Source organism: Agromyces sp. Y558, from assembly GCF_059445415.1.
In genome coordinates this window covers 1,881,584-1,896,500 of record NZ_JCAIUH010000001.1, presented here as the reverse complement: position 1 = coordinate 1,896,500, position 14,917 = coordinate 1,881,584, and the positions used below count along the sequence as shown (strand labels likewise).

Below are 14,917 nucleotides of genomic sequence, written 5' to 3'. Positions count from 1 at the left end.
CGTGACCCGGCGCAGGCGCCAACGGTCGATCCTGCCCGTATCACCGCCTCAGCAGAAGCCCGCGATGCCCTCCCAGGCGACGGCAGCGGGAGCGAGGCCCTCGCGGGTGACCGTCGCCTCGATGAGCCCGTAGGGCCGGTCGGCGGCGAAGAACACCTCGTTCGGGTTGTCGAGGCCGAACGCGCCGAGGTCGACGACGAAGTGGTGCTTGTTCGGCATCGAGAAGCGGATCTCGGCGATCTCGGAGTGCGCCTCGAGCACACGAGCGCCCATGTCGAAGAGGGTCGTCTGCAGCGCCGCCGAGTACCCGTCCGTGAACGCCTCGAGCAGCAGGGCCCGCACGCTGTCGTAGACGTCGTTGTACTCGACGTCGGCGCTGGAGTACCGCCATCTGGCGGCGACATCCGTTGCGAGGATGCGGTCGGTCGTCTCCTGCAGGGTCGTGTAACGGTCTCTGGGAAAGCCTTCGAAGCCCGACTGTGTGGTCTTCAGCACCGTGAGTCCCTTGAGCCCGGCGATGACGTGCCGGTCGGAGCCGTCGGCGACGACGACGGCAGTGCGGGTCTCCTGCCCGGACCGCACGAAGGAGTGGTCGTGCGGCACCCCGTGCGCCTGAATGCGCTGCCACGGGAAGCTCTCGGCCTCCCAGCGACCGCCGGTCACCCAGTCGAACGACGAGGTGAAGTGATCGGCGAGGCGCAGGAGGAACGCCTCGGGCGAACCGATTCCATCGCGGGCGAACGCGAAGACGGTGTTCTTCTGCGTGTCGGTGGCCACGACGTGCGAGTTGTCGCCGACGAGGTGCGCCGCGACGAAGTCGCCGCGCAACTGGGAGGTGACGCTCAGGTCTTCGATCTCGTGCCGCGCCGTGTCGCGGGTGACCTTCACGACGCGAACCTCGGCCTTGCCGTACTGGTTCGCCCCGAGCACGATGGCGGGTTCGTCCATGGTCAGCTCCCTCGGTAACTCGAATAGGCGAACGGGCTCAGCAGGAGCGGCACGTGCACGTGCCGTCCGTCGTCGGCCACGACGAAGCTGATCTGCACGTACGGGTAGAACGTCTCGGTGTCTCGAGCGGCGAAGTAGGCGCCCGTGTCGAAGCTCAGCCGGTACTCCCCGGCCGCGATCGTCTCGGGGCCGAGCCGGGTCACGCGACCGTCGGCATCGGTGACGGATGTCGCGACGAAACGCCAATCGTCACCGTCGCCGTCGCGGGCGTGGAGCTCGACGGCGACGCCCTCGGCCGGGCGACCGACCGTCGTGTCGAGCACGTGCGTGGTGATCCGGGAAGTGCTCATGCGAAGAGTCCCTTCAGTCGCAGCACGGCGATCTGACGCAGCTGCTCGGCGACGACGAGGTCCTCTTCGACGCTCGTGTGCCGCAGTCGCTCGGTCAGCACCTCGAGTATCTCGCTCGAGGTGCGGCCTGCGGCCCGGATGAGGAAGATCCGGCCGAACCGGCGCTCGTACGCGGCGTTGCCCGCCGCGAGTGCTGCCGCGACGGAGGCATCGCGCGGGTCGACTCCGGCCTGTTCGGCGCGCGAGAACGCCGCTTCGCGGCGCTCGCCGTCGCCGCGCTCGCCATCGTCGCGCTCGCTCGCAGCGTGCTCGCTCGCAGCGTGCTCGCCCGTTTCGTGCGCTCCCGCATCGCGCCGGCCCGACCCCCGCCCGCCCGCAGCGCGCTCGCCGATGCGGGGATGGCGCGCAAGCGCCGCGTCGACCTCCTCGCCGCTGAACGGCGACGCCGCGGTACCCGCGCGCGCGACGAGCTCGCCGACGGAGTCGTAGGGGCGCCCGTCGACGAGAGCCTCGCACCAGCGGGTGATGTCGAGGCAGGGCCGGAGCAGCGCGATCGCCGCTTCGCGGTCGGCGGCATCGAACTCCTCAAGCAGCATGATGTTCCCCCTGCTCTTCGACATTCCGGCGCAGTAGCCGGCCGCGCGGCGTCGTGCGGTCGATCGGCGTGCCGGCGAGGTACGCGGCTCGCACGACGCCCGTGAGCTCACGACCGTCGTACGGCGTGATCGGGTGCCGGTGCTCGAGCGCCTCGGCATCGACCGTGAACGTCGCGTCGGGGGCGACGACGGCGAAGTCGGCCGCGGCCCCCTCGATGATGCGGCCCTTGGTCGTGAGGCCGACGCGTCGGGCAGGTTCGGTCGACATCCACTCGACGACCCTGGCGAGCGGGATGCCGCGGCGCCTCGCCTCCGTCCAGACGAGGGGCAGTCCGAGCTGGAGTGAGGCGATGCCGCCCCAAGCCGCTTCGAAGTCGCCGTCGCCCGCGTACTTGAGTTCGGCCGGCGCGGGTGAATGGTCGGAGACGACGAAGTCGATGACGCCCTGCTCGAGGCCGTGCCAGATGGCGTCGCGATTCTCTGCCTCACGGATCGGCGGACAGCACTTGAACTCGGTGGCTCCCGGCGGCACCTCCTCGGCGGCGAGCACGAGGTAGTGCGGGCACGTCTCGACGGTGAGCCGCACGCCGTGACGCTTGGCCGCCGCGATCCGATCGAGGGCGTCGGCCGCGCTCAGGTGCACGATGTGGGCGCGCACCCCGGTGCGTGCTGCGCGCTCGATGACGGCGGCGATGGCAACGCCCTCGGCCTCGCGCGGGCGGGAAGCGAGGAAGTCGGCGTAGGCGGGGCCGTGCCGGTGGGGCGCCCCGCCGATGACGGCTGCGTCTTCCGCATGCACGACGAGCAGCGAATCGGCGGCACCGGCGAGCACCGACATCGCGGCCTCCATCTCGTCGGCGCTGAGGGCGGGGAACTCGTCGACCCCCGAGTGCACGAGGAAGCACTTGAACCCGAACACGCCCTCGGCGACGAGCGGCTCGAGATCGGCCGCATTGCCGGGCACCGCACCGCCCCAGAACCCGACGTCGACGAAGACCTGCCCCTCGGCCGCAGCACGCTTCACTGCCAACGCCGCCACGTTCGTCGTCGGCGGGATGCTGTTGAGCGGCATGTCGATGATCGTCGTGACGCCGCCCGCCGCGGCCGCCCGGGTCGCCGAGGCGAACCCTTCCCACTCGGTGCGGCCGGGCTCGTCGACGTGCACGTGCGTGTCGACGAGCCCGGGAATCAGCACCTCGTCGTCGGCGAGCTGCACGACGCGCGAGGCGCCGAGCCCGCTGCCGAGCCCGGCGCCGAGTGCTGCAATGCGCGCCACGACGCCGTCGCGCACGCCGACCTCCGCGGGGGAGAACGCACCGTCGACGAACACCCGATCGCCCCTCAGCACGAGATCGAAGTCGAGGTCGGGGTCGAGGTCGAGATCGGGGTCGGGCCCCGCGGCATCCGTCATCGCAGTTCGCTCGGCTGCCGGGCGCCCGCTGCAGGGCCCGTCAGCCGAACCTGCCGATTGACGTCTTTGTAAAGCAGGTACCGGAACGGCCCGGGCCCGCCTGCGTAGCAGGCCTGGGGGCAGAACGCCCTGAGCCACATGAAGTCGCCCGCCTCGACTTCGACCCAGTCCCCGTTCAGTCGGTAGACGCCCTTGCCCTCGAGCACGAAGAGGCCGTGCTCCATGACGTGCGTCTCGGCGAACGGGATCGACCCGCCCGGCTGGAACGAGACGATGTTCACGTGCATGTCGTGCGCGAGGTCCTCGGGATCGACGAACCGGCTCGTCGCCCAGGCGCCATCGGTGCCCGCCATCTCGTCGGGCGTCACCTCGGCATCGCTCGAGATGAACGAGGCGGGCGGCCCCTCGCCTTCGAGCGGCTCGTAGGCCTTGCGGATCCAGTGGAAGCTCGTGAGCACGGCGCCGTCGTTCGCGAGCGACCACTCGGATCCCGCCGCGAGGTAGGCGTAGCCGCCGGGCCCGAGCACGTGGCGCTGCCCGGCGAGCGTCAGGCCGATTTCGCCGGAGGTCACGAATACGACGCCCTCGACGCCCGCCTCCTGCTCGGGGTGCGGGGCGCCGCCGCCGGGCGCGATCTCGACGATGAGCTGCGAGAAGGTCGTCGCGAAGCCGGCGATCGGTCGCGCGAGGATCCACGATCGGGACTTCGCGAACCCCGGCAGCCTGCTCGTGACGATGTCGCGCAGCACTCCCTTCGGGATCACCGTGTACGCCTCGGTCACGATCGCGCGGTCGGTGAGGAGTTCGGTCTGGGCGGGCAGCCCGCCCTGCGGGGTGAAGTAGCTCATGCGACCTCCTGGTGGCGTCTCGGATGTGCAAGCCCGACGAGCGCCCCCTCGTCGAGGCCGGTGCCGGCGGTGACCTCGGCGACGGAGATCGCGCCGCAGCGCACGCCACGAAGCACGAAGCCCGCGAGCGCCCGCACACTGGCCGGTTCGTCGAGCACTGCACCGGAGATGCCGGCGCGGTGATCGCGAAGCCGGGCGGATGCCTCGGGGTACCCGCCGCGGTAGAACGCGTAGGTCGCGATGAACCGCGTGGGCAGCTGGTGGGCGTGCAGGTCCCAGCCCTGGGGGAAGCCCCGTTCGAGCGACCGCTGCACGAGCCGGGCGTGCAGCCGCCACGCCTCTGCGGCTCGATCGCCGACCGGCAGGATGTTCGTCGAACCGTCGGAGAGCCGGATCCCCGTGCCTGCGACCGCGAGCTGCATGACGCCCTTCGCGAGGTCAGCAGCCGGGTGCTCCAGCGACTGGTGGCCGGCTGCGATCTGCAGCGCGGCGCTGTAGTCGTAGGTGCCGTAGTGCAGCCCACTGATGCGGCCGGGCGCAGCGAGTGGCAGCTTCGCGACGGGCGACGTGCCGTCGGCGCCGAGAACCAGTTGCGGCGTCTCGACCTGCACCTCGAACCTGAGCCGGCCCTCGGCCAGTCCGTGCGCGCTCTCGAGGGCCGCCGCGACCTCCGCCATCGCTTCCACCTGCTCGACGGTCGAGACCTTCGGCAGCGTCAGCATCAGGCCGCTCGGCAGGCCACCGCGCTCCATGAGGGCCGTCACGAACACATCGAGGGTGCGGATGCCGCGGGCCCGCGTCGCCGCTTCGAAGCTCTTGAACCGGATGCCGATGAACGGCGGTGAGAATCCGGCGCCCGCCGCGGCGAGCACCCGTCTCGCGGCGCGGACCGCGTCGGCGTCCTCGACGTCGTCGCTGCGTTCGCCGTAGCCGTCCTCGAAGTCGATCCGCAGATCCTCGATCGGTTCGCGGTCGAGCTTGTCTCGCACGCGGGGCGCCACTTCGGCCGCGAGCGCGGCATCGAGCCCGACTTCGACGGCGAGCGCTTCGAGCCCTCCGAACCGGTCGGCCGCGACGAGCGCTGCCCGCCCCCATTCGACGGACAGCTCGGGCGTGAACCGGTCGGCGGGCACATAGACGGTGTGCACTGGCTGACGCGATCCGTCGTCGCCCGGGTACGCGGTCGCGAGCAGCCGGTCGCTCGCGCTGAGGCGGGCTTCGATCGCGGCGAGCTCGGCAGCGCGCAGGACGGTGCGCACGCTCACTCCAGCAACTCGTAGGCGGGCAGGGTGAGGAAGTCGACGTAGGCGCCCCCGAGGCAGAGCTGGGCGACGAGCTGGGCCGCAGGCTCGTAGTAGGCGACGAAGCGTTCGGGCGTCACGCCGGGGCGGAGCGCCTCGACCTCCTCGGCGAGCGCGGCGCTGACGAGGTCGAGTGTCACCGTGCGTCCCGTGTCGGCGAGCACGACCCTGTGGTGTCGCTGCTGCCACACCTGCGAGCGCGAGATCTCAGCCGTCGCGGCATCCTCCATGAGGTTGTGGAGCGCGACCGCGCCATTGCCCGAGAGCCACACCGCTGTGTAGGCGACGGCGATGGAGAGGTTGTCGCGAAGGCCGGCCTCGGTGACCTCGCCGCCCGCGGAGGCGACGTCGAGCAGTTGCGCCGCGGTGACCTCGACCTCGGGCCGCAGTCGGTCGATCTGGTTCGGCCGGTCGCCGAGCACGGTGTCGAAGACCTCGCGGCAGACGGGCACGAGGTCGGGGTGGGCGACCCAGGATCCGTCGAAGCCGTCGTTCGCCTCGCGGGCCTTGTCTGCGCGGACCTTCTCGAACGCCGCGGCCGTCACTTCGGGGTCCGCGCGATTCGGCACGAAGGCCGACATGCCGCCCATCGCCACGGCACCGCGCCGATGGCAGGTCTTCACGAGAAGCTCGGTGTACGCGCGCATGAACGGCGCCGTCATCGACACGGTCGCGCGATCGGGCACGATGAACTCGGGCCCGGCGTCGCGGAACACCTTGATGAGGCTGAACAGGTAGTCCCACCGGCCGGCGTTCAGGCCCGAGGCGTGCTCGCGCAGTTCGAAGAGGATCTCGTCCATTTCGAATGCGGCGGGGATGGTCTCGATCAGCACGGTCGCGCGGATGCTGCCGACTGGGATGCCGAGGTGCTGCTCGGCGAAGGTGAACACGTCGTTCCAGAGCCGAGCCTCGAGGTGGCTCTCGAGCTTGGGCAGGTAGTAGTACGGGCCGTGGCCGTTCTCGATGAGCCGGTGCGCTGTGTGGAAGAAGTGCAGCCCGAAGTCGACGAGCGAGCCCGAACCCCGCTCGCCGTCGATGAGCACGTGACGCTCGGGCAGGTGCCAGCCGCGCGGCCGGGTGACGACCGTCGGGCGACGGATGTCGGTGCGGAGGGTGTACGTCTTACCCTCGGGCGACGTGAAGGCGAGCGTGCCGCGACCTGCATCGCGGAGGTTCAGGATGCTTCCCACGACGTTGCCCCATGTGGGGCTCGACGCGTCCTCGAGGTCGGCGAGCCAGACCCGAGCACCCGAGTTCAGGGCGTTGATCGCCATCTTCGCCGGCGACGCAGGGCCGGTGATCTCGACCCGCCGATCGAGGAGCGCCTCTGGCGCGGGCGGCACGCGCCACTCGCGCTCACGGATCTCTGCCGTCTCGGGGAGGAAGTCGAGCCGTTCCCCGTTCGCGATGCGCTCACGGCGGGCGTGCCTCGCGGCGAGCAGCTCACGACGTCGAGCGTCGAAGCGGTGATGCAGTTCCTCCACGAAGGCGAGCGCGTCGGCGGTGAGGATCTCCTCGCCGCCCGCGACGTCATCGGCACGGGCGATCTCGATGGTCATATGGCTGCCGCTCCCTTCGAGGGATTTGCTCCAGACGCTCAGCTCATCTTCGCGCAGATGCCCTCGCGACGTAACCGGAATGTCGGGAATGCCGCGGCGTAGACTCGCGGCACGAGGAGAGACCATGGATCACATCGCTGTGACGGTCAACGGGCAGGAGCGCCCGTTGCGGGGCATCACGCCGCACACGACGGCGCTCGACTGGCTGCGCGAGACCGGCCTGACGAGCGCCAAGGAAGGCTGCGCCGAAGGTGAGTGCGGTGCCTGCTCCGTGCTGCTCGCGACATCCGACGATCGAGGCGGCACCGCCTGGACGGCTGTGAACGCGTGCCTCGTGCCCGCTGCCGCGCTCGACGGCCAGGAGCTCGTCACCGCCGAGGGGCTCGGCTCCCCCGACTCATTGCACCCCGTGCAGGCGGGGCTCGCCCAGGGCGGCGGCTCCCAGTGCGGATACTGCACGCCCGGGTTCGCCTGCAGCATGGCGGCCGAGTTCTACCGCGCCGGCCGCGTGCGTGCGGCTGCTGCTGCTGCTGCGGCTTCTGAAGAAGGTGCAGCGGGCGAAGCGGATGCATCCGCCGATGAGCACGGACCGAACGGCTTCGACCTGCACGCGCTGAGCGGCAACCTCTGCCGTTGCACCGGCTACCGGCCGATCCGCGATGCCGCCTACGCCCTCGGCGAGCCCGAACCGGGCGACCCGCTCGCTGAGCGACGCGCGCAACCGGCGCCGGAGCCCCGGGCGACCCGGCTCGAGGCCGATGGCGAGCGGTTCCTCCGTCCGCCATCGCTCGACGAGGCGCTTCGGGTGCTGCACGTGCAACCCCACGCGGCGGTCGTCGCGGGCTCCACCGACTGGGGCGTCGAGGTGAACCTCCGAGGCCGGCGCGCGCCGCTCACTATCGCGATCGAGCACCTGCCCGAGCTCCGCACCGTCACGTTCGGCGACGCCGCGATCGAGATCGGCGCGGCACTGTCCCTCACCGAGATCGAGCGCCGCCTCGACGGTCGCGTGCCGCTGCTCGCCGACGTCTTCCCGCAGTTCGCCTCCCCACTCATCCGCAATCGCGCCACGATCGGCGGCAACCTCGGCACCGCCTCGCCCATCGGCGACACCACCCCGGCCTTGCTCGCACTCGAGGCGCGCGTCGTGCTCGTCTCCGCCGCCGGCGAGCGCGAAGTCGACCTCGCCGACTACTTCACCGGCTACCGCCAGACGCTGCGCCGACCCGACGAGCTGATCCGCGCCGTGCGCATCCCCCTGCCGCTTGCCCGACTCACCGCCTTCCACAAGATCGCGAAGCGCCGCTTCGACGACATCTCGAGTGTCGCCGTGGGCTTCGCCCTCGATCTCGACGACGGCGTCGTCGCCTCGGCCCGAATCGGGCTCGGCGGCGTCGCGGCCACCCCGCTCCGCGCCCGTGCAACCGAAGCCCTGCTCGTGGGCCGGCCGTGGAGCCTCGAGACCGTCCGCGACGCGGCATCCGTGCTCGGGTCGGAGGGCACCCCGATGTCCGACCACCGGGCGAGCGCCGAGTACCGCTCGCTCATGCTGGGCACGGTGCTCCTGAAGCTCTTCCGCACCCATCCCCGCATCGCCGAGGAGGTGAAGGCATGAGCGAGCTCGCCGCCCGCCCCGCGTACCCGGTCGTCGGTACCCCGATGGCGCACGAGAGCGCTGCCCTGCATGTGACGGGCGCGGCCGTGTACACCGACGACCTCGCCGCACGACGCCCCGATGTGCTCACCGCCTGGCCCGTGCAGTCAGAGCACGCGCACGCGATGGTGGCCCTCGAGGTGCAGGCTGCACTCGCGGTTCCCGGTGTCGTGCGGGTGCTCACCGCCGACGACGTGCCTGGGCACAACGACGCCGGCGTCAAGGACGACGAGCCGCTCTTGCCGAGCGAGGCGATGTTCCACGGGCACGCGCTCGCGTGGGTCCTCGCCGAGACGGCCGAGGCCGCGCGACTCGGGGCCGCTGCGGTGAAGGTCGAGTACGAGCCGCTGCCCTCGATCATCACCGTGCCAGAGGCGATCGAGGCGGGGTCCTTCCAAGGCATCCCCCGCACCGTGCGCCGAGGCGACCCCGAGACCGCCCTGACGACGGCGCCGCACGTCTTCGAGGGCGTCGCCGAGATCGGTGGCCAGGAGCACTTCTACCTCGAGACGCATGCCTCGCTCGCCCACGTCGACTCCGAGGGCCAGGTGTTCGTCGAGTGCAGCACCCAGCACCCGTCCGAGACGCAGGAGATCGTCGCGCACGTGCTCGGCGTGCCGAACAACCGGGTCACGGTGCAGTGCCTGCGCATGGGCGGCGGCTTCGGCGGCAAGGAGATGCAGCCGCACGGCCTCGCCGCGATCGCCGCGCTCGGTGCCGTGCTCACTGGCCGGCCGGTGCGCCTGCGCCTGAACCGCACGCAAGACCTCACGATGACCGGCAAGCGGCATCCGTTCCACATCGTCTGGAAGGCGGGGTTCGACGACGACGGCCACATCCTGGCGCTCGCGACGACGCTCACCTCCGACGGCGGCTGGAGCCTCGACCTCTCCGAGCCCGTCATGGGCCGGGCGCTCTGCCACGTCGACAACGCGTACTGGATCCCGAACTTCGTCGCGCAGGGGCGCATCGCGAAGACGAACAAGACCTCGCAGACGGCGTTCCGCGGCTTCGGTGGCCCGCAGGGCATGTTCGTGATCGAGAACATCTTCGGCCGGGTCGCGCCGGTGCTCGGCATCGATGCGGCGACCCTCCGCCGGCGCAACTTCTACGAGCCCGGCCAGACGACGCCCTACGGTCAGCCCGTGCGTCACGCCGAACGCCTGCACGACATCTGGCAGCAGGTGCGCGACGACAGCGAATTCGACGCGCGACGAGCGGCGATCGCCGCGTTCAACGTCGATCACCCCGACACCAAACGGGCGCTCGCCATCACACCCGTGAAGTTCGGCATCTCCTTCACGCTCACCGCATACAACCAGGCCGGCGCGCTCGTGCACGTCTACAAAGACGGCTCCGTGCTGATCAACCACGGCGGCACTGAGATGGGGCAGGGGCTGCACACCAAGATGCTGCAGGTCGCGGCCACCGCCCTCGGTGTCGAAGTCGAGACGGTGCGGCTCGCACCGACCCGCACCGACAAGGTGCCGAACACCTCGGCGACGGCCGCCTCGTCGAGCGCCGACCTCAACGGCGGCGCCGTGAAGGATGCCTGCGAGCAGATCCGCGACCGCATGGCCACGGTCGCCGGGCGGCTGCTCGGCATCGACCCGCGCGATGTGCGATTCAGCCGCGGGCAGGTCTCGGGGCTCGGGGCATCCGCGCCCTCGCTGCGCTTCGCCGCACTCGCGACCGCCGCCTACGACGCGCGCGTGCAGCTCTGGGCCGCGGGCTTCTATCGCACCGAGGGTCTGCACTGGGACACCGAGGCGATGCAGGGCTCGCCGTTCAAGTACTTCTCGTACGGCGCAGCGGCGACCGAGGTCGAGATCGACGGCTTCACCGGCGCGACGCGCATCCTGCGCGTCGACATCGTGCACGACGTCGGCGACACGCTCTCGCCGCTCATCGACCTCGGCCAGATCGAGGGCGGCTACGTGCAGGGCGCCGGCTGGCTCACGCTCGAAGAGTTGCGCTGGGACACAGGCGACGGCGCCGGGCGAGGCCGCCTGCTCACGCAATCGGCGAGCACCTACAAGCTGCCGAGCTTCTCGGAGATGCCCGAGGTGTTCAACGTGAGCCTGTTCGAACGCGCGACCGAAGACGGCGTGGTCTACGGGTCGAAGGCGGTGGGCGAGCCGCCGCTCATGCTGGCGTTCAGTGCACGCGAGGCGATCCGCGAGGCCGTGGCCGCGTTCGGGCCCGTCGGGCACAGCGTCGAGCTCGCCTCACCGGCAACGCCCGAGGCCGTGTTCTGGGCGATCACGGACGCTCATCGTGCGACCGAGTCGGTCGAGGCGGATGCCCCGGCAGAAGCCGCGCACGAACTCGCGCCCTCCAAGCATTGAGCGGCAGGTCACGCGATGGACTGGTTGGAGGCCGTGCAGCAGCTGCGGGCGGCACGCACGCCGTCGGTGATCGTGACCATGGCGATGGTGCGCGGGCACGCACCGCGCAACGGCGGCGCGAAGCTGGTCGTCTCTGCCGACACCCTCTTCGGCACGGTCGGCGGCGGCAACCTCGAGGCCACTGCGATCGCGCGGGCCCGCGAGATGCTCAGCGGCGGCGGCGCCGAGCCCGAACTGATGACGCTCACACTGAGCGACAAGGCCACGACGGAGTACGGCGTGCAATGCTGCGGAGGAGAGGTCACCATGCTGCTCGAACCGGTGCGGGTCGCTCCCGTGGTCGCCGTCTTCGGAATCGGGCACGTCGGGCTGGAGCTCGCGCGCATCCTCAGCCGACAGCAGCTCGAGCTCCATCTCGTCGACTCCCGTGCCGAGATGCTCGCCCCTGAGCGCATCGGCGCGCCGGGATCGAGCGGTCCCCTCGCGGACGCCGAGGCCGCCGTGCTGCTGCACCACCTGCCCGTGCCCGAGTCGGCGCTCGGATTGCTGCCCTCCGGCGCCCATGTACTCGTGATGACGCACGATCACGTCGAGGACCTCGCGATCGTCGAGGTCGCGCTGAACACCGACGGCATCGCCTCGATCGGGTTGATCGGCTCGAGATCGAAATGGGCGCGCTTCGAGAAGCGGCTCCGCGAGGCCGGTCATGATGACGCGTCACTCGCGCGCGTCGCGACTCCCATCGGCATCGCCGGCATCAGCTCGAAGGATCCCGCCGCGATCGCCGTGAGTGTCGCGGCACGCGTGCTTCAGCAGATCGAGGAGCAGTCGATGGCGGATGCGCCAGTCGATCACGAATCCACTGAGCCCGAACCCGCCGCATCGGCGGCGCCCACCGCGCACGCTCCGGCGTCGGCGGCGTCGACGACTCAGTAATCGATGCGCGCGGCGTCGTGCTTCCACGCGGTGAACGGGGCGACGGCTTGCTCGTGGCCGAGGTCGATGCGGCCCACCGGCATGGTGCGGCGGTCCTGCTCACCGCCCTCGAAATAGCGATAGAAGACCGCATCGTCGAAGCCGGCGTCCGCCGCGTCGTCGCGGTCCGCTGCGAAGTAGACGCGATCGATGCGCGCCCACAGTGATGCGGCGAGACACATCGGGCACGGTTCGCAGCTCGTATAGAGCGTGGCACCGCTCAGGTCGAAAATGCCGAGGCCCTGGCACGCGGCCCGAATCGCGGTGACCTCGGCGTGGGCCGTCGGGTCGAGGTTCGCGGTCACGCGATTGACGCCCTCGAAGATCCGCCCGTCGGCGGCGACGACGATCGCGCCGAACGGGCCGCCCCCGCCCCGCACATTCTCGGTCGCGATCTCGATGGCGCGAACGAGGTGGTCGGTCGTGGTGGGCCCCGCGTCGGCGGCTCCGTTCCCGGAGCCGGACCGAGGTGTGCCGGTGCCTGGCGAGTCCATGGGTCGACGGTACCGCGGATCCGTCGCCGCGCCGAGGCGCCGACCCGGCCGCCCGAGCCGCGGTGCCCGGTTCAATGGCACCGTCCCAGTAACGTGGACGCATGGACGCGAAGCGTGTCAGGCGCGGCGCATGAGCCGCGGGGCCCACGAATCGGTCGGGGCCCATCTCGATCATGTGCTCGCGGGCATCCGTCCGCTCACCGCGATCGACCTGCCGCTCGCCGAAGCCACCGGACTCGTGCTCGCTGAGGCGGTCGTGACCCGGCTTCCCATCCCCGCCTTCGACAACTCCGCGATGGACGGCTACGCGGTGCGCCGAGCGGATGTCGCGGGCGCAAGCATCGATCGACCCGTCACCCTCTCCGTCGTCGCCGAGGTCGCGGCCGGAAGTTCGCTCGATCCTGCGATCGGGCCGGGCGAGGCGGTGCGGATCATGACCGGCGCGGCGGTGCCCTCCCAAGCCGACGCGATCGTGCCGTTCGAAGACACCGACTCCGGCATCAGCACGGTACGGGTGACGACGGCGCCGAAGCCGCCGGCGCACATCCGTCGCGCCGGTGAGGATGTCGCGGCGGGCCGGCCGCTCCTCGATGCGGGTGCGATCCTGACCGGCGCGCGCCTCGCCGCAGTGGCGGCGGCCGGACACGCGCGGGTGGCGGTGCACCCGGCGCCGCGGATCGCCGTCATCGTGACGGGCAGCGAACTCGTCGATCCCGGCACCCGGCTCCGGCGCGGGCAGCTCCCCGAATCGAACTCGCTGCTCCTGACCGGCTTGGTGGTCGAAGCGGGCGGCACCGTGGTTCGACTCGAACACGTGCCCGACGACGATGCCTCGTTCGCCGCGGCGCTCGCCCGGGCCGCCGCCGAGGGGCCCGACCTCGTCGTGCTCTCGGGCGGGGTGGGCCGGGGCGATCACGACATCGTGCGCGCGGCCCTCTCGCCGCTCGGCAGCGTCGACTTCCACTCCGTCGCGATGCAGCCCGGCAGTCCGCAGGCATTCGGCACCCTGCCCGGCGGCGCGTTCGCCTTCGGCCTGCCGGGAAACCCCGTCGCGGTTGCCGCGTCGTTCGAGGCGTTCGTTCGGCCGGCGCTGCAGCAACTTCGCGGCGCGGCGCGGCGCGACCGCCGGCGGCTCACCGCCATCGCCGACACGGGATGGCGTTCCCCGCCGTCGCGGACGCAATACCTGCCGATCGCACTCGTCGACGAGTCGAGCGCCGCGACCGCCGCGAGCGACCGCGCCGTCACTCGGCCGGGGCAACTCCTGGTGCGGCCGGCGACCGCCGGCGGGTCCGCCTCGCACCTCGTCGGCGGACTCGCCGCAGCTGATGGCTTCGCCATCATCGGGCCGGGCATCGACGAGGTTCGCCGGGGTGACGAGGTGCAGATCGTGCTGGTCGGCGGATGACCGAGCGCACACCCCCGCAGGCCGCGAATCCGACTCGGTTCGCGCTCGACGCGGTGATCCTCGCGGGCGGTCGCTCCAGTCGCCTCGGCGGCACGCCGAAGGCCGAGCTCGAGGTCGGCGGTGTGCGCCTCGTCGACCTCGCGGTCGCCGCCGCCGATGCCGCCGGTGCGCGCCGAACGGTCGTCGCGGGTCCGTCGGGGCTCGTCGCGCCGCCGGTGATCACTCGTGCCGAAGACCCGCCGTTCGGCGGACCGGTGGCGGGATTGGCGGCCGCGCTCGACGCACTGCACGTCGCTGAACTGCACGCCGCCGATGCGCATGGCGAGACGGATGCCGCGTGGGTGCTCGTGCTCTCCTGCGACCTCCCGCGCGCGGCTGGCGTCGCAGCCGCGCTGGCCGACGCCGCCCGCACTGCCGCGGCGTCGAGCACGAGCCGCATCGCGCCAGACGAGGACATCGATGGGATCTGCCTCGACGACGGTCGGCCCCAGTGGCTCGCCGCCGTCTACCGTCGCGCCCGACTGGGCGCCGCGCTCGCCCGACTCGGCGCGGTGCGCGACGCGTCGGTCTCGGCGCTCGTCAGGGGTCTCAGGCTCGACCGCCTCGCCGACCCCGACGGCCTCGCCGCCGACGTCGACACCTGGGCAGACCTTGCACATGCGCGCGAGGCATCCGCTCGCCCGGATCCGACGTCGCACCGCCCCCAGGAAGGAACCTCCATGACCGAATCCGCCGCCCCGCCCCCTTCGCCCGACGACCTCGACGAATGGGTCGCCGCCCTCGCCGCGGAGCTCGGCGTCGACGCCTCCGGCATCGCGATCGGCGAGGTGCTCGACCTCACGCGTGAGATCGCGCACGGCGTCGCCCGGCCGGCGGGCCCGCTCAGCACGCTGCTCGTCGGCCTCGCCGCCGGCGCTGGCAAGGGCTCAGTCTCCGAACTCTCGGCCCGGGCCGGCGCGCTCGCCGCACGTTGGCCCGAACGCGACGGACGCGACGCCTGAACTGTCGCTGCGCTCCCTCCCCCG

13 protein-coding genes are annotated in these 14,917 nt (G+C 71.5%); 5 read left to right on the top strand and 8 right to left on the bottom strand.

Annotated elements, in window-relative coordinates:
- Window positions 1–48: 48 nt before the first annotated feature.
- Genes pucL through aceB form a run of 7 tightly spaced genes read right to left on the bottom strand, consistent with a single transcriptional unit; the run spans window position 49 to window position 7,013 of the window.
- Window positions 49–948 carry a factor-independent urate hydroxylase gene (pucL, locus tag AC1C2T_RS08935; protein WP_495385038.1) on the bottom strand — a complete coding sequence of 300 codons (900 nt, stop codon included), beginning with the start codon at window positions 946–948 and terminating at the stop codon, window positions 49–51.
- 2 nt (window positions 949–950) lie between these two features.
- On the bottom strand, window positions 951–1,298 hold the full coding sequence (gene uraH, locus AC1C2T_RS08930) for a hydroxyisourate hydrolase (RefSeq protein ID WP_495385037.1): 348 nt from the start codon (window positions 1,296–1,298) through the stop codon (window positions 951–953).
- Window positions 1,295–1,894, bottom strand: a complete 600-nt coding sequence (locus AC1C2T_RS08925; protein WP_495385036.1) for a 2-oxo-4-hydroxy-4-carboxy-5-ureidoimidazoline decarboxylase — start codon at window positions 1,892–1,894, stop codon at window positions 1,295–1,297. The genes uraH and AC1C2T_RS08925 overlap by 4 nt, the downstream gene beginning before the upstream one ends.
- A complete protein-coding gene (gene allB, locus AC1C2T_RS08920) occupies window positions 1,884–3,305 on the bottom strand; it encodes an allantoinase AllB (RefSeq protein WP_495385035.1) in 1,422 nt (473 codons plus the stop codon). The genes AC1C2T_RS08925 and allB overlap by 11 nt, the downstream gene beginning before the upstream one ends.
- The gene (locus AC1C2T_RS08915; RefSeq protein WP_495385034.1) at window positions 3,302–4,153 is read right to left on the bottom strand and encodes a bifunctional allantoicase/(S)-ureidoglycine aminohydrolase; all 852 of its coding nucleotides are present in this window, start codon (window positions 4,151–4,153) and stop codon (window positions 3,302–3,304) included. Before AC1C2T_RS08915 ends, allB begins: the two co-directional genes overlap by 4 nt.
- A complete protein-coding gene (locus AC1C2T_RS08910) occupies window positions 4,150–5,412 on the bottom strand; it encodes a DUF6986 family protein (RefSeq protein WP_495385409.1) in 1,263 nt (420 codons plus the stop codon). The genes AC1C2T_RS08915 and AC1C2T_RS08910 overlap by 4 nt, the downstream gene beginning before the upstream one ends.
- Before the next feature lie 2 nt (window positions 5,413–5,414).
- Entirely contained in the window at window positions 5,415–7,013 is a 1,599-nt protein-coding gene (gene aceB, locus AC1C2T_RS08905; RefSeq protein ID WP_495385033.1) for a malate synthase A, read from the bottom strand.
- Between the two features lie 124 nt (window positions 7,014–7,137).
- Between aceB and AC1C2T_RS08900 the strand changes: the two genes are divergently transcribed.
- From AC1C2T_RS08900 to xdhC, 3 genes are read left to right on the top strand one after another with little or no spacing between them, the layout of a single operon-like run.
- Complete coding sequence (locus AC1C2T_RS08900; RefSeq protein ID WP_495385032.1) at window positions 7,138–8,628, top strand: xanthine dehydrogenase small subunit; 1,491 nt, start codon at window positions 7,138–7,140, stop codon at window positions 8,626–8,628.
- Window positions 8,625–11,015, top strand: a complete 2,391-nt coding sequence (gene xdhB / locus AC1C2T_RS08895; RefSeq protein WP_495385031.1) for a xanthine dehydrogenase molybdopterin binding subunit — start codon at window positions 8,625–8,627, stop codon at window positions 11,013–11,015. The genes AC1C2T_RS08900 and xdhB overlap by 4 nt, the downstream gene beginning before the upstream one ends.
- 15 nt (window positions 11,016–11,030) lie before the next feature.
- On the top strand, window positions 11,031–11,951 hold the full coding sequence (gene xdhC / locus AC1C2T_RS08890; RefSeq protein ID WP_495385030.1) for a xanthine dehydrogenase accessory protein XdhC: 921 nt from the start codon (window positions 11,031–11,033) through the stop codon (window positions 11,949–11,951).
- Here xdhC and AC1C2T_RS08885 read toward each other — a convergent pair.
- Window positions 11,945–12,484, bottom strand: coding sequence for a nucleoside deaminase (locus AC1C2T_RS08885; protein WP_495385029.1), 540 nt, complete (start codon window positions 12,482–12,484; stop codon window positions 11,945–11,947). The two genes, xdhC and AC1C2T_RS08885, sit on opposite strands and share 7 nt — an antisense overlap.
- A 130-nt stretch (window positions 12,485–12,614) precedes the next feature.
- On the opposite strand from AC1C2T_RS08885, the gene AC1C2T_RS08880 reads away from it, so the two are divergent.
- Both AC1C2T_RS08880 and AC1C2T_RS08875 read left to right on the top strand, forming a co-directional pair.
- Window positions 12,615–13,892, top strand: a complete 1,278-nt coding sequence (locus tag AC1C2T_RS08880; protein WP_495385028.1) for a molybdopterin molybdotransferase MoeA — start codon at window positions 12,615–12,617, stop codon at window positions 13,890–13,892.
- Window positions 13,889–14,893 (top strand): DUF6457 domain-containing protein, encoded by a 1,005-nt coding sequence (locus tag AC1C2T_RS08875; protein WP_495385027.1) that lies wholly within the window; start codon window positions 13,889–13,891, stop codon window positions 14,891–14,893. The genes AC1C2T_RS08880 and AC1C2T_RS08875 overlap by 4 nt, the downstream gene beginning before the upstream one ends.
- Window positions 14,894–14,917: the final 24 nt, after the last annotated feature.

What these genes read in the sequence shown, in the direction of transcription:
- aceB (WP_495385033.1), bottom strand. Translation starts at nt 7,013, where the DNA reads ATGACCATCGAGATCGCCCGTGCCGATGACGTCGCGGGCGGCGAGGAG.
- AC1C2T_RS08875 (WP_495385027.1), top strand. Translation starts at nt 13,889, where the DNA reads ATGACCGAGCGCACACCCCCGCAGGCCGCGAATCCGACTCGGTTCGCG.
- AC1C2T_RS08915 (WP_495385034.1), bottom strand. Translation starts at nt 4,153, where the DNA reads ATGAGCTACTTCACCCCGCAGGGCGGGCTGCCCGCCCAGACCGAACTC.
- uraH (WP_495385037.1), bottom strand. Translation starts at nt 1,298, where the DNA reads ATGAGCACTTCCCGGATCACCACGCACGTGCTCGACACGACGGTCGGT.
- xdhB (WP_495385031.1), top strand. Translation starts at nt 8,625, where the DNA reads ATGAGCGAGCTCGCCGCCCGCCCCGCGTACCCGGTCGTCGGTACCCCG.
- pucL (WP_495385038.1), bottom strand. Translation starts at nt 948, where the DNA reads ATGGACGAACCCGCCATCGTGCTCGGGGCGAACCAGTACGGCAAGGCC.
- AC1C2T_RS08885 (WP_495385029.1), bottom strand. Translation starts at nt 12,484, where the DNA reads ATGGACTCGCCAGGCACCGGCACACCTCGGTCCGGCTCCGGGAACGGA.
- AC1C2T_RS08880 (WP_495385028.1), top strand. Translation starts at nt 12,615, where the DNA reads ATGAGCCGCGGGGCCCACGAATCGGTCGGGGCCCATCTCGATCATGTG.
- xdhC (WP_495385030.1), top strand. Translation starts at nt 11,031, where the DNA reads ATGGACTGGTTGGAGGCCGTGCAGCAGCTGCGGGCGGCACGCACGCCG.
- AC1C2T_RS08900 (WP_495385032.1), top strand. Translation starts at nt 7,138, where the DNA reads ATGGATCACATCGCTGTGACGGTCAACGGGCAGGAGCGCCCGTTGCGG.
- allB (WP_495385035.1), bottom strand. Translation starts at nt 3,305, where the DNA reads ATGACGGATGCCGCGGGGCCCGACCCCGATCTCGACCTCGACCCCGAC.
- AC1C2T_RS08925 (WP_495385036.1), bottom strand. Translation starts at nt 1,894, where the DNA reads ATGCTGCTTGAGGAGTTCGATGCCGCCGACCGCGAAGCGGCGATCGCG.